The following is a 13,546-nucleotide window of genomic DNA, read 5'->3' on the forward strand; positions in this document are numbered from 1 at the left end:
TTCCTATCTAGAAAGTTTAACAAAATGAAATTTTTGATTGACCTAAGTTTTTTATTGTGGTAAACCTTAATTTGTCAGAATTAGTTCTTCATCATCTTTCTTTACTTTATATGCGGAAATAACTAGAAACTTTTCATCTTAAGCGATAGATGTGAATAAAGTTGGAGCAATTTTTGTCGATTTTATGACATTTAAGCGAAAATGGGATGAAGTTTATAAAAAAATAAAGCTAATAAGTGAAGTTTTTGATAGCATAACAAAGTAGAGAAAAGATTTTGAGGAAGTATGCACTTCAGATTTATTACATCAATAGGAAGGATGGTGATCTTCTTGTTCAGAGCATTAAAACCGTTGCTTGTATTAGCGCTGTTAACTGTGGTTTTCGTCCTTGGGGGATGCAGCAATGCTTCAGTACTAGATCCGAAAGGACCTGTAGCTGAACAGCAAAGTGATTTAATCCTGTTATCTATCGGATTTATGCTGTTTATCGTCGGGGTCGTCTTTGTTCTATTTACCATTATTTTAGTAAAATACCGCGACCGTAAAGGCAAAGATAATGGATCTTATAACCCAGAAATTCACGGTAACACGTTTTTAGAAGTAGTCTGGACAGTGATCCCAATTTTAATCGTCATTGCACTTTCTGTGCCAACAGTACAGACGATATATTCGTTAGAAAAAGCTCCTGAAGCAACAAAAGACAAAGAGCCTCTTGTTGTTTATGCTACTTCGGTAGACTGGAAATGGGTATTCAGCTACCCTGAACAGGATATTGAAACGGTCAACTACTTAAACATTCCTGTCGACCGCCCGATCTTGTTCAAAATCTCATCTGCAGATTCAATGGCTTCGCTATGGATTCCTCAGCTTGGAGGACAAAAATATGCGATGGCAGGAATGCTGATGGATCAATACTTACAGGCTGACAAAGTGGGTACTTACGAAGGCCGCAACGCGAACTTCACAGGTGAACACTTTGCAGACCAAGAGTTTGATGTGAATGCAGTCACAGAAAAAGACTTTAACAGCTGGGTGAAAAAGACTCAGAACGAGGCTCCTAAGCTGACAAAAGAGAAGTATGATGAATTGATGCTTCCTGAAAATGTGGACGAATTAACGTTCTCTTCTACTCACTTGAAATACGTTGATCACGGACAAGACGCTGAGTACGCGATGGAGGCGCGCAAACGCCTTGGCTATCAAGCCGTTTCACCGCACTCTAAAACAGATCCGTTTGAAAACGTAAAGAAAAACGAATTTAAGAAGTCTGATGATACAGAAGAATGATATTGATCAGGAAAGGAGGAAGCCTGCATGAAATTCAAATGGGACGAATTTTTCGTAACTGGTGACCCATTAATTCTGGGCGCACAAGTTTCCATTGCGCTTTCAACCATTGCCATTATTTTTGTACTGACTTACTTTAAAAAGTGGAAATGGCTGTGGTCTGAATGGATAACTACTGTTGACCATAAAAAACTCGGAATCATGTATATTATATCTGCTGTAATTATGTTATTCCGCGGCGGTGTCGACGGTCTGATGATGCGTGCCCAGCTAGCGCTTCCGAATAACAGTTTTTTAGACTCAAACCACTATAATGAAATTTTTACAACTCACGGTACAATCATGATCATCTTCATGGCGATGCCGTTCTTAATCGGTCTTATCAACGTTGTTGTGCCTCTTCAAATCGGTGCCCGCGACGTTGCGTTCCCTTACTTGAACAACCTGAGCTTCTGGACGTTCTTTGTAGGGGCGATGCTTTTCAATATTTCTTTCGTTATCGGAGGTTCTCCGAACGCAGGCTGGACGAGTTATATGCCGCTTGCAAGTAACGACATGAGCCCTGGGCCGGGTGAGAACTACTACCTCCTCGGACTTCAGATTGCCGGTATCGGTACCCTGATGACAGGGATCAACTTTATGGTAACAATCTTAAAAATGAGAACAAAAGGCATGACATTAATGCGTATGCCGATGTTCACATGGACAACACTGATCACAATGGTTATTATCGTGTTTGCGTTCCCTGTACTTACAGTAGCATTGGCACTTTTATCATTTGATCGTTTGTTCGGCGCTCACTTTTTCACATTGGAAGCAGGCGGTATGCCGATGCTTTGGGCTAACTTGTTCTGGATTTGGGGACATCCTGAAGTATATATCGTTATTCTTCCGGCGTTTGGTATTTTCTCAGAAATCATCTCAAGCTTTGCAAGAAAACAATTGTTTGGTTACAAAGCGATGGTTGGTTCTATTATCGCCATCTCTGTATTGAGTTTCTTAGTTTGGACTCACCACTTCTTCACAATGGGGAACAGTGCGTCCGTTAACTCATTCTTCTCAATTACAACAATGGCAATCTCAATCCCAACCGGGGTTAAAATCTTTAACTGGCTCTTTACAATGTATAAAGGCCGAATCAGCTTTACAACACCTATGCTGTGGGCGCTTGCGTTCATTCCTAACTTCGTTATCGGCGGGGTTACAGGGGTTATGCTTGCGATGGCAGCAGCGGATTATCAATACCATAATACGTACTTCCTTGTATCTCACTTCCACTATGTGCTGATTGCGGGTACTGTATTTGCTTGTTTCGCCGGATTTATTTTCTGGTATCCAAAAATGTTCGGCCACAAGCTGAACGAAAGAATTGGAAAATGGTTCTTCTGGATCTTTATGATCGGGTTCAATATTTGTTTCTTCCCGCAATATTTCTTGGGGCTTCAAGGCATGCCTCGCCGTATTTACACATACGGACCGAATGACGGCTGGACAACATTGAACTTTATCTCAACAGTCGGAGCTTTCATGATGGGTGTAGGATTCTTAATCCTTTGCTATAACATCTACTACAGCTTCCGTTACTCTACTCGTGAAATCAGCGGAGATTCATGGGGTGTGGGACGTACGCTTGATTGGGCGACTTCTTCTGCGATTCCGCCGCATTACAACTTTGCGGTGCTTCCTGAAGTCAAATCTCAAGATGCATTCCTGCATATGAAAGAAGAAAAAACTGAATTATACCCTGAAAGCAAATTCAAGAAAATCCATATGCCAAGCAACTCAGGCAGACCGTTCTTTATGTCTGTTGCCTTCGGTCTCGCTGGCTTTGGACTTGTCTTTGAATGGTACTGGATGGGCGTAGTCGGATTGATCGGAGTCCTGCTCTGCATGGTTCTGCGTTCATTCGAATACGACAACGGCTACTACATTAGTGTTGATGAAATAAAAGAGACGGAAAGAAAGATTTCCGAATAAGGAGGCGTGAGTTATGGAACATGCAGAACACGGCAATTCTAACGCGCCTATGGAATATCAATCTGAAACCGGCAGACTTAATATTCTCGGGTTTTGGATCTTTTTAGGGGCAGAAATTGTGTTGTTCTCAACACTATTTGCAACCTTCTTCGTTCTTAAAAACAGAACAGCTGGAGGTGTCTTGCCAGACGAACTATTTGAAGTCAATCTGGTAATGATTATGACGTTCTTGCTGCTGATCAGCAGCTTTACCTGCGGGATCGCTGTTCATGAAATGCGCCGCGGAAGTTTAAAAGGCGTAGTCATTTGGACAATTATCACTCTTCTTCTCGGTGCCGGCTTCGTCGGATGCGAGATCAACGAGTTTGTTCACTATGTACATGAAGGAGCGGCTCTCAGTACAAGTGCGTTCTGGTCTGGATTCTTTGTTTTACTTGGAACTCACGGAACTCACGTAACAATCGGGATTTTCTGGATCACAGGAATTCTGATTCAGTTGAAGAAACGCGGCTTAACTCCGCAAACTTCATCTAAAATCTTTATCTCAAGCTTGTACTGGCACTTCTTAGATGTTGTATGGATTTTCATCTTTACAGGTGTCTATCTCATGGGATTGGGGGGTCTGTAAAATGGCAAACAAATCTGCTGAACACAGTCACTTTCCATGGAAACACATTGTAGGTTTTATCCTGTCTATCGTTTTGACCCTGCTGGCTCTATGGGTTGCAGTGTATACTGACCTGAGCTCATCAGCAAAACTTTGGATTATCTTCGGCTTCGCCTTCATTCAGGCGGCGCTGCAGCTTCTCATGTTCATGCATATGACAGAGAGCGAAAACGGCACGATCCAAGTCGGAAACACGCTGTTCGGATTCTTTGGCGCGATCGTTATCGTACTTGGATCCATCTGGATTTTCGCGGCTCACTATCACCATGGTGACCATATGGACGGAAATCCTCCTGGAGGCGCTGAACACTCAGAGCATTCAGGCCATAACGAATAATACAAAAACCCTCTTCATTGGAAGAGGGTTTTTTGCTGTCTTCAGCTGCTTCGCTTTCTGCGAAGATACGGAAGGCCGTAAATGATAAATGCGGCGATATGAGCGACAATGACGTTAACGGCAAACAAGATAATCATGAGAGTGTGTCCAAGTGGAGAAAGGCTTTCTGTTGCGTAAAAGAAGAAGAATACCCACATTAAAATGATTGGCGGAATAGCTGAGAGTGCGACTTTTTTGTTATCAAGCCAAATAAAGAGAGGCGTTGCGCTGGCAACCAGTAAGTAAGCAAAAAACATGTCCATCATACCCGTCTCCTTTCATTTTGTGATAACGTTTACAAAAATGAAATAGAGGAACTGAGTTGTGTCTGTTTTGTGATTGTTTTTTGAACATTATGTTACAATTATTATACCATGTTTTCCAGAAATTGATACGTGTTTTTGCAGAAATGGACTGGATCTATCGTCTTATTTTTAAACGTTGTAAGATAGGAGAATGTACGGAGCTTTCTTTTTAAAAGAAGGGGGATGCAGATGTATCAGGTAATAAAGCTTGAAAGAGAAGATTGGCGAGAAGTGATCCGCATGTCTGAATATGCTTTTCAGAAAGAACTTAGTGTTGAGGAACGAGAAGAGAAAGTAAAAGCTTTAGAGAACCATTACATCATCGGAATCAAAGAACAAGAGAAGCTCCTTTCTAAGCTTCACATCATTCCCTTTTCTGTCATGCTGGAAGAGCAGGAGATGAAGATGGGAGGTATTGCCGGGGTAGCAACCTGGCCTGAATACAGAAGAAAAGGAACAGTAAAGGAACTTATTCTAGACGCTCTAACGGTTATGAAGAAAAGAAACCAAACCATCAGCTTTTTGCATCCGTTCCTGATCTCCTTTTACCGCAAATTTGGCTGGGAACTCTGTTTCTATCAAAAACGCCTGACTTACCTTAAAGAACAGTTTCAAAAACTAGGCGATGCCCCTGGGGACGTGAGGAGGCTTCAAAAGGATGAAACAGATGCAGTGAATGCCATCTATAATCAGTACAGAACGAAGCATAATGGGCTGATGAAGCGTTCAAAGGAGCATTGGACAGAGAAGATCCATGGAATGAAAGCTATGTACATCTCTGAAGATGGGGTGCCCTGTGGATATCTTGTGTATGCCATCAAAAATAAAACGATGCGAGTTGAGGAATTTGTTTATTTGAACAGAGAGGCACAGAGAGGCTTGTGGAATTTTATTTGCCAGCATGATTCGATGCTAAATGAAGCGGAACTGACTGTACGGATGGAGGAAGATCTTGATTTTTTAACTGCCGAACCCCGGGTCAAACAAGAGATATATCCTTATAGTATGGCGCGCATCGTTGACGTTGAAGGTTTTTTACGGGAATATCCAAAATCTCGGGTAACAGCTCCCTTTGACTTTAAGGTAACGGACCAATGGGCACCGTGGAATCAACAGACTTTCCGCGTCGATTCGCAGCAGGTGCAGATCGTTCCAGAAGAGTCATCTGACCATCTAATAGAATGCAGCATATCTTCTTTAACCGCTTTCTTCCTAGGCGCCAGAAGTGCCCGTTTCCTTTTTGAAGCAGGCATGATAAAAGGGCCGGTATCGGAAATCAAACGGCTTGATGACGACTTTCAACTAAAACCTCCATTTCTTATGGATTTCTTTTAACCCCTAATTTAAAAGGGGTTTTTTTATTTGAAAAGTTTTGTGTCAATCGAAACATTTCGGTTTATCATACGTCATATTTCGTGTAGCTGAAAAGCGCCACAAGTGCGGAAAAAACTTAAAAGGAAGCGAGCTTCACGTGTCATCTTGAACGTGGTTCATGTATAATAAACATTAGTGATTTTCCGATGAAAATGTAAGGCGGGATAGAATGAGTCGATATAAGAAACAGCAAAGCCCCTTTTACCAGGGGGATTTGATTTTTATATTTGGTGTGTTTTTTATTATAAGCGTAGTATCAATTTATGCTGCCGGTCAGTTTGGGCAGTATGGGAACACGGATTGGATTCAGCAAATTGTGTTTTATTTTTTGGGGGCTGTTGCCATTACAGTTCTTTTGTACTTTGATTTAGAACAGCTTGAAAAGTTAAGTTTATATATTTTTATCATTGGTATTTTATCTTTGATTATTCTTAAAATCAGTCCCGAGTCTATTGCACCTGTTATTAAAGGGGCAAAAAGTTGGTTTAGGATCGGTAGAATAACAATACAGCCGTCAGAGTTTATGAAGGTTGGTTTGATTATGATGCTTGCTTCAGTTATTGGAAAAGCAAATCCTAAAGGAGTTCGGACGCTTAGGGATGATATCCACTTGTTATTAAAGATTGCGGGTGTCGCAGTTATTCCTGTAGGTCTTATCTTGATGCAGGATGCTGGGACTGCGGGAATATGTATGTTTATCGTTCTTGTAATGGTTTTTATGTCAGGGATAAACTGGAAATTGATTGCGATCATAGCTGGTTCAGGTATCTTACTCATTTCATTAATTTTATTAGTAATGATAAACTTTCCTGACGTTGCTAAATCAGTTGGAATACAGGATTATCAAATTAAGCGCGTCACTTCTTGGGTGTCTGCTTCAAATGAGACACAGGAAGATTCAAATGACAGCTGGCAAGTTGACCAGGCCATCATGGCAATAGGATCTGGTGGTATTTTAGGTAATGGTATTTCTAATTTGAAGGTTTATGTTCCAGAGAGTACGACTGACTTTATCTTTTCTATAATAGGTGAGTCATTTGGCTTTATAGGCTGTGCAGTTGTTGTCATCATGTTCTTCTTTTTAATCTACAGGCTTGTCGTTCTGATAGACAAAATACATCCGTTTAACCGTTTCGCTTCTTTCTTTTGCGTTGGCTATACGGCGTTAATTGTGATCCACACATTCCAGAATATCGGAATGAACATCGGCATTATGCCTGTTACCGGGATTCCGCTGCTGTTTGTCAGCTATGGGGGAAGCTCGACACTTTCCACGTTAATCGGATTTGGGATTGTATATAATGCAAGTGTGCAGCTGACGAAATACAGAAGTTATCTTTTTAATTCTTAATATGCAGACAGCCTTTACAGAGGCTGTCTTTTTTTGTGCAGAGCATTTCACTTTTGAGATCACTTTTTTTCGGATATGATAAAAAGTGATAAGGAGGTTCTTGTGATGAATAACACAATCGAAACCATTTTGAATCATCGGTCAATCCGGTCTTTTACTGATCAGCTTTTGACAGCTGAAGAAATTGATACATTAGTGAAAAGTGCGCAGGCTGCGTCTACATCCAGCTATGTGCAGGCATATTCGATTATCGGGGTTTCTGATCCTGAGAAAAAACGTGAGCTGTCCGTGCTTGCTGGGAATCAGCCTTACGTTGAGAAGAACGGACACTTTTTTGTATTTTGTGCGGATTTGTACCGCCATCAACAACTGGCTGAGGAAAAAGGTGAACATATTTCTGAGCTGCTCGAGAATACAGAAATGTTTATGGTTAGCTTGATTGATGCGGCGCTGGCAGCGCAAAATATGAGCATTGCCGCTGAATCCATGGGGCTTGGCATTTGCTATATCGGCGGCATTCGGAATGAACTGGACAAGGTGACAGAGGTGCTGCAAACGCCTGACCATGTGCTCCCGCTTTTCGGACTGGCAGTAGGCCATCCTGCGAACCTTTCCGGCAAAAAACCGAGATTGCCAAAGCAGGCCGTTTATCATGAGAATACGTATAATGTGAACACAGACGATTTCCGTCATACTATGAATACGTATGACAAAACCATTTCTGATTACTATAGAGAAAGAACAAACGGGCAGCGGGAAGAAACGTGGTCCGATCAAATACTGAACTTTATGAAGCAAAAGCCGCGTACGTATTTAAATGACTACGTGAAAGAAAAGGGCTTTAATAAAAACTAAAGCAAACCTCTCCGTCTGGAGGGGTTTTTATGTTTCACGTGTAACATATTCCGACAAATAGGGACATGCTTTCACAAATAAATGGCGAATGATAGGGGACACTGATAAGCAGTGTGAGCGGCTTTGGAGAAAAAGTAGAAGATCAGTGATACGATGAGGATGAGGTGGTAGGGATGGTTTCATTAAGTATATTAGATCAATCTCCAGTATCAGAGGGCAGCAATGCAGAAACGGCCTTACAGCAAACCGTTGCGCTTGCCCAAGCTGCTGAGGACCTTGGATATAAGAGATTTTGGGTTTCTGAGCATCACTTTTCAAAACGGCTGGCAGGGTCCAGTCCTGAGGTGCTAATCAGTCATATAGCGGCGAAAACAAAGCGAATCCGTGTTGGATCAGGAGGAGTCATGCTGCCGCATTACAGTGCTTATAAAGTAGCTGAAAACTTTCGTGTTCTGGAGGGGCTGACACCAGGAAGAATTGACCTGGGGCTTGGCAGAGCACCGGGGGGAATGCCGATTGCATCATGGGCGCTGAATGACGGCGGTAAGCGCAATGCTGATCAGTATCCGCAGCAAATCAAGGAGCTGACCATGTATTTGCATGATTTGGCGGATGATAAACACCGTTTTCCGAATCTGACCGCTGCGCCGCATATTTCAACGGCTCCGGATGTGTGGCTGCTCGGCTCATCTGGAGAAAGCGCGCTGCTCGCAGCTGAATCTGGCGCTGGCTATATGTTTGCCCATTTTATCAATGGAGAGGGCGGAGAGGGTACTGTCAGACAGTATAAGAGGAGATTCAAACCATCTGTGTTAGGAGATACGCCTCGAGCGGCAGTTGCTGTTTTTGTTCTTTGTGCTGACACGGAGGAGAAGGCAGAGGAGCTTGGGGCTGTGCTTGATTTTACACTTTTGGCGGGAGAGCAGGGTATTCCTTTAGAGGGAGTCCCTTCGTATGAAGCTGTTCGGAAAAATACGTATTCTCCTTATGAACAGAGACGAATTGCTGATAATCGAAATCGAATGATTGTTGGTACGAAAGAACAGGTTAAGAAGCGGCTGTTAGCTTTGAGTAAAGCGTATGAAACAGAGGAAATCATGGTGGTGACCATCACGCATCATTTTGAAGATAAGCTCCGATCGTATCGATTATTGCAGGAGGCGTTTGCTGACTGATCTTTAAAAAGCCCTGCCGATTGGGCAGGGCTTTTTCTTATTCCACAGTGAAAGGTTCTTCGGTCAAAACCTGGCTTGACTTGCCTTTGTTCGCGGCATATGCGAGCAAGTAATACTCTCCGGCCGGAAGTTTGGTTCCGCCATTAATCGTGCCGTCCCAGTCAAAGTACTGGTAACCTTTATCTTGGTTTTTATAAATGCCGGCTTGGCCTGCGAAATCAAGGTTGCTGTCATAGACGAGGAACGCCAGCTCTTCCGCTCCCGCAGGAAGGTAGGTTTCAATTTGATAGGTACCTTGTACAGACCCTTCGCTGACAGAGACAGATGTGACTCTCGGATAATCGGGCTCTTTCACAATCAGCAATGTAGGTACCTTAGCGACCGTTTTTCCGCCTTCTCTGACGATAACCGTTCCTTCATAGGTGCCAGCTTTTGTTTTCTTCGTATTGACCTTTACTTTTGCAGTGGCTTTCCCGGTTTGATGTGCCGGAATCACAACACGGCTTGTGCCGGATGTGGAAATGCCGCTGCCATTAAATGAGTATTCAAGTGTGTAAGACTTTCTAATGGAAGATTGATTTTCAATCGTAAACGTTTCATTTTTTGTTTCGTTTCCGTTTTCCTTCAAGAACGTGCCGTATGAATAGCTTCCAGGTGAGACGAGCGAATCGGCTTTGATTGCGTTCATGATTCTTGCGCTGCCTGCGCCTTGAGCGTTATGCGGATATACTTCCCCATCGCTATCCTTTAAAGTGACAGCGGTATTCATGATGGCGGTTTTAATCTGTTCAACGCTCCACTTTGGTTTGGCTTGTTTAATAACGGCAACCGCTCCGGCAATATGAGGCGATGCCATGCTTGTTCCTTGTTTTGATCCGTAGCCGTATGGATGGTCAGGATCGTGTGTTGGGATCGTGCTCACGATATTGACCCCTGGCGCGGAAATATCAGGCTTAATCATCCACGTATCCATAACAGGACCGCGTGATGAGAAATCAGCGACTTGTTCACCGAGCGCTTTTGAGACCGTCAACTTGAATGTTGTTTTTGTCTCACCAGCTTTCAGGGCGCTGACGAGTTTTTCGCCGTCTTCTAATGAAAGCTTAATCGTTGGGACAGACATGCCTGGCACATTGGCTTCAATTTCTCCAGAGAGATTGTTATACACAACCATGCCGATGGCACCGGCTTTTTTAGCGTTATCCGCTTTATCCACAAATGCAATGCTGCCTCGTTTGACAACGGCGACTTTGCCTGTCAGGTCTTTCCCTTCAAAATCCTTTGCTTCGCCGATTCCCGCTTCGACAAGCTCAACTTCTTTGTTATTGAGCGCTTTGACGTCGTCCTCTTTGTTATAGCCCATCACTTTTGCTGAAGAATAGGAGCCGAAAGTGACGGCGTATTCATTGAGCGGCAGCTGAGTCGCACCGACAGAAATCGCTTCTCTGGATGTGCCCGGCGATCCGACTGTCCAGCCGTTCGGTCCGCTGTTGCCGTTTGAGGTAACAGCGACAACGCCTTCTGACATGGCCCAGTCAAGCGCTGTGCTTGTCGCCCAGTCCGGGTTGTTTAAAGAGTTTCCGAGAGACAGGTTCATCACATCTGCCCCGTCCTGCACTGCACGTTCCACACCGGCGATGACGTTTTCCGATGTGCCGCTTCCGCCAGGCCCTAACACACGATAAGCAAGAAGTGTGGCATCAGGCGCTACGCCTTTAATTGTTCCGTTTGCAGCCACAGTTCCGGCTACGTGTGTGCCGTGGTCAGTCGCTCCGCCCCTCGGATCGCCTGTTGGTGTTTCTTTTGGATCGTAATCATTGTCCACAAAATCGTATCCTTTATATTGTCCAAAGTTTTTCTTCAGATCTGGGTGATTGTATTCAACCCCAGTGTCAATAATCGCCACCTTAATGCCTTTTCCTGTGTAGCCTAAATCCCATGCATCGTTTGCTCCGATATAAGGCGCACTGTCATCCATTTGCGGAGATACGGCGTCTTCGGAGATTGTGACGTCTTTATCCTTCATATTGTCTGTTTTATATGTGACGTTCGGGTACACCGCCTTAACGTCTTTTACCGCGAGAAGTTTTGGAATCTCATTAGCTGGAAGCTTCATAGAGAAGCCTGAGAATACCTGCTCATATTCCCGGTTTACTTTTCCGTTTTTCACCGCTTTGATTGCTTTATTTTTTGCTTTGGTGCGAGCGGTTTTCAGCTTGCTTTTCGATTGGCTTTCTCCCGCTTCCTTCGCTTCTGCCAAGGATTTTTCTTTTAATTCCACTATAACGGTTGTTTTTTTGCTTGTCGTCATGTCGATATCACCGAATACCTCGGCTTTTTCCAGATCAGCCGACGTTTTTGAAGAAGCCGGAGCTGCCTGGACGCCCGTAATACCTGTGGATAACGCAAAAAATAAGACAAAACTTACAAGCAGAAAGCGAATGATCCCCTTTTTCAATGTGTTTCCCCCTTTGTGTTTAGAAAAAATGTGAAAGATCTAGTATATATTTCTTGAAAATTCAAAAAAATCCTTGTGTCATTTGGACCATTTATTGGATTTTGTTTGTGTATAACGAAGGAATTATACACAGAACCCTGTGTATAAGTGAATAAACCTGTATATATATATAGTTAGGAATATACGTTCGTATACAAAATATAGATAGAGTTTGTGGACATGTGGATATCTCTTGTGATTAAGTTGTTCTTATCTTTGGGATAACTTGTGTATAAAGTTTTCAAAGCGGTTCTCCAATTTTCATTTCAATTCTTTCAGCTTTCAACAAAACTTCTAAAAACTAGTTGGTTTTTTCACTCATATTGTGACAAAGAATTCTCTTTCCACGGTCTATCATAGAGTCATGAGTTTTGCTAGAGCTGCTAGTTTGCGAGAAAAGAAATCGGCCGTCTTTTCTTGCGGGCTGCGGCTGAGAAAACGGGCTGCTAAAAAGGCTGCCTGCCAAAAAGAAGCGGAGGGATGTTTTTCTATGAAACGTTTGCTTGTATCTTTACGGGTGTGGATGGTCTTTTTGATGAACTGGGTGACGCCGGACAGAAAAACTGCGGCTGCCGCGGTCTATTCGGCTCAGCGTACATACCAAAGAAAGGCGGCTGTGCAGGCCGCAGGACTCGTTTCGTTTTATGAGTGGCGGATGGCTGTGAATGAGGAAGAAAAGCAGAAAGCGAAAGCCGCCGCGCTTTATAAAAGAAGATGTTTGCAAGCCTTCAAGGAATCGCCAAAGCAGGAGAGAGCGGGCCCGTATCTTTACATGGCGGTCAAAAGGAGGTAAAATCCCAGTCAAAAGCAAATTGGCGGGAGAGATAACCTCTTGAAAATCTATAAAGTATTAAACAATAATGCGGCTTTAATAAAAGAGGATGATCAGGAAAAAATCGTGATGGGACCGGGAATCGCTTTTCAAAAAAAGAAAAATGATCTCATCCCTATGAATAAAGTGGAAAAGATCTTTGTCGTGCGCGACGAGAATGAAAAGTTCAAACAAATCCTGCAAACACTGCCGGAGGAGCATATAGAAATAGCTGAGGATATCATCAGCTATGCGGAAGGAGAGCTCGCGGCGCCGCTGAGCGATCACATTCATATCGCGCTTTCTGACCATTTGTCCTTTGCGATCCGAAAGGATTCAAAATGGGCTGCTTGTGCAGAATAAATTGCTGCATGAGATAAAGGCGCTCTATAAAAAAGAATATGAGATCGGCCTGTGGGCGATCGGACATGTAAAAGAGACATTGGGCATGTCTCTGCCTGAAGATGAAGCGGGTTATATTGCCCTTCACATCCATACGGCGAAGATGGATGCGGAGAGCATGTATTCGGCGCTGAAGCATACGACCATGATCAAAGAAATGATAGAGAAAATAGAACAATACTTTAATCGAAAGGTGGATGAAAACAGCATTTCCTATCAACGCCTTGTCACGCATTTGCGATACGCGGTCAGCCGGTTGGAATCAAATGAAGCGCTCCATCGTATGGACGAGGAGATGCTTTATTTCATCCAAAAAAAGTATTCATTCGCCTATCAATGTGCGCTGGAGCTGGCGGAGTTTTTGAAAAATGAATATCAATTACATTTGCCGGAATCCGAGGCCGGCTATATCACGCTGCATGTCCAGCGTCTTCAAGATCTCTCGGAATAACCGCTTTGACTTGCAGGG

General features: G+C 43.3%; 11 protein-coding genes and 1 pseudogene. 10 read left to right on the forward strand and 2 right to left on the reverse strand.

From position 1 onward, the window contains the following. Nucleotides 1-321: 321 nt before the first annotated feature. From qoxA to qoxD, 4 genes are read left to right on the forward strand one after another with little or no spacing between them, the layout of a single operon-like run. Complete coding sequence (qoxA, locus tag PUN35_RS16505; RefSeq protein ID WP_010886637.1) at nt 322-1,287, forward strand: cytochrome aa3 quinol oxidase subunit II; 966 nt, start codon at nt 322-324, stop codon at nt 1,285-1,287. A 27-nt stretch (nt 1,288-1,314) separates the two neighbouring features. After that, nucleotides 1,315-3,264 carry a cytochrome aa3 quinol oxidase subunit I gene (gene qoxB / locus PUN35_RS16510; protein ID WP_003227407.1) on the forward strand — a complete coding sequence of 650 codons (1,950 nt, stop codon included), beginning with the start codon at nt 1,315-1,317 and terminating at the stop codon, nt 3,262-3,264. Nucleotides 3,265-3,277: 13 nt separating this feature from the next. Next, nucleotides 3,278-3,892 carry a cytochrome aa3 quinol oxidase subunit III gene (gene qoxC, locus PUN35_RS16515; RefSeq protein ID WP_003227409.1) on the forward strand — a complete coding sequence of 205 codons (615 nt, stop codon included), beginning with the start codon at nt 3,278-3,280 and terminating at the stop codon, nt 3,890-3,892. A gap of 1 nt (nt 3,893) precedes the next feature. Beyond that, a complete protein-coding gene (qoxD, locus tag PUN35_RS16520) occupies nt 3,894-4,268 on the forward strand; it encodes a cytochrome aa3 quinol oxidase subunit IV (protein WP_003227410.1) in 375 nt (124 codons plus the stop codon). A 41-nt stretch (nt 4,269-4,309) separates the two neighbouring features. Here the strand turns inward: qoxD and ywcE are convergent, their stop codons facing one another. After that, on the reverse strand, nt 4,310-4,573 hold the full coding sequence (ywcE, locus tag PUN35_RS16525) for a spore morphogenesis/germination protein YwcE (RefSeq protein ID WP_003227411.1): 264 nt from the start codon (nt 4,571-4,573) through the stop codon (nt 4,310-4,312). A gap of 228 nt (nt 4,574-4,801) precedes the next feature. Here ywcE and eis point away from each other — a divergent pair, with 228 nt between their 5' ends. From eis to PUN35_RS16545, 4 genes are all read left to right on the forward strand, one after another. Continuing rightward, nucleotides 4,802-5,947, forward strand: a complete 1,146-nt coding sequence (gene eis / locus PUN35_RS16530; protein ID WP_014481268.1) for a GNAT family N-acetyltransferase — start codon at nt 4,802-4,804, stop codon at nt 5,945-5,947. Between the two features lie 208 nt (nt 5,948-6,155). Next, nucleotides 6,156-7,337: a cell shape-determining peptidoglycan glycosyltransferase RodA gene (rodA, locus tag PUN35_RS16535; protein WP_014481267.1), complete on the forward strand. Its 1,182-nt coding sequence runs from the start codon at nt 6,156-6,158 to the stop codon at nt 7,335-7,337. A 105-nt stretch (nt 7,338-7,442) separates the two neighbouring features. Then, on the forward strand, nt 7,443-8,192 hold the full coding sequence (gene nfsA / locus PUN35_RS16540) for an oxygen-insensitive NADPH nitroreductase (RefSeq protein WP_014478349.1): 750 nt from the start codon (nt 7,443-7,445) through the stop codon (nt 8,190-8,192). A gap of 173 nt (nt 8,193-8,365) precedes the next feature. Beyond that, complete coding sequence (locus PUN35_RS16545; RefSeq protein ID WP_014481266.1) at nt 8,366-9,367, forward strand: LLM class flavin-dependent oxidoreductase; 1,002 nt, start codon at nt 8,366-8,368, stop codon at nt 9,365-9,367. A 37-nt stretch (nt 9,368-9,404) separates the two neighbouring features. On the opposite strand, the gene vpr is transcribed toward PUN35_RS16545, so the two are convergent. Next, on the reverse strand, nt 9,405-11,825 hold the full coding sequence (gene vpr / locus PUN35_RS16550) for a serine protease Vpr (protein ID WP_014481265.1): 2,421 nt from the start codon (nt 11,823-11,825) through the stop codon (nt 9,405-9,407). Between the two features lie 529 nt (nt 11,826-12,354). Between vpr and PUN35_RS16555 the strand changes: the two genes are divergently transcribed. Together PUN35_RS16555 and sacT are read left to right on the forward strand one after the other, a co-directional pair. Then, nucleotides 12,355-12,657, forward strand: a complete 303-nt coding sequence (locus PUN35_RS16555; protein ID WP_015250947.1) for a hypothetical protein — start codon at nt 12,355-12,357, stop codon at nt 12,655-12,657. A gap of 39 nt (nt 12,658-12,696) precedes the next feature. Further along, nucleotides 12,697-13,528, forward strand: a pseudogene (sacT, locus tag PUN35_RS16560) (sac operon transcriptional antiterminator SacT). Nucleotides 13,529-13,546: the final 18 nt, after the last annotated feature.

This window comes from Bacillus sp. N3378-2at, from assembly GCF_033412715.1.
GTDB classification, from domain to species: domain Bacteria; phylum Bacillota; class Bacilli; order Bacillales; family Bacillaceae; genus Bacillus; species Bacillus subtilis.

What these genes read in the sequence shown, in the direction of transcription:
- qoxB (WP_003227407.1), top strand. Translation starts at nt 1,315, where the DNA reads ATGAAATTCAAATGGGACGAATTTTTCGTAACTGGTGACCCATTAATT.
- qoxC (WP_003227409.1), top strand. Translation starts at nt 3,278, where the DNA reads ATGGAACATGCAGAACACGGCAATTCTAACGCGCCTATGGAATATCAA.
- qoxD (WP_003227410.1), top strand. Translation starts at nt 3,894, where the DNA reads ATGGCAAACAAATCTGCTGAACACAGTCACTTTCCATGGAAACACATT.
- ywcE (WP_003227411.1), bottom strand. Translation starts at nt 4,573, where the DNA reads ATGATGGACATGTTTTTTGCTTACTTACTGGTTGCCAGCGCAACGCCT.
- eis (WP_014481268.1), top strand. Translation starts at nt 4,802, where the DNA reads ATGTATCAGGTAATAAAGCTTGAAAGAGAAGATTGGCGAGAAGTGATC.
- rodA (WP_014481267.1), top strand. Translation starts at nt 6,156, where the DNA reads ATGAGTCGATATAAGAAACAGCAAAGCCCCTTTTACCAGGGGGATTTG.
- nfsA (WP_014478349.1), top strand. Translation starts at nt 7,443, where the DNA reads ATGAATAACACAATCGAAACCATTTTGAATCATCGGTCAATCCGGTCT.
- PUN35_RS16545 (WP_014481266.1), top strand. Translation starts at nt 8,366, where the DNA reads ATGGTTTCATTAAGTATATTAGATCAATCTCCAGTATCAGAGGGCAGC.
- PUN35_RS16555 (WP_015250947.1), top strand. Translation starts at nt 12,355, where the DNA reads ATGAAACGTTTGCTTGTATCTTTACGGGTGTGGATGGTCTTTTTGATG.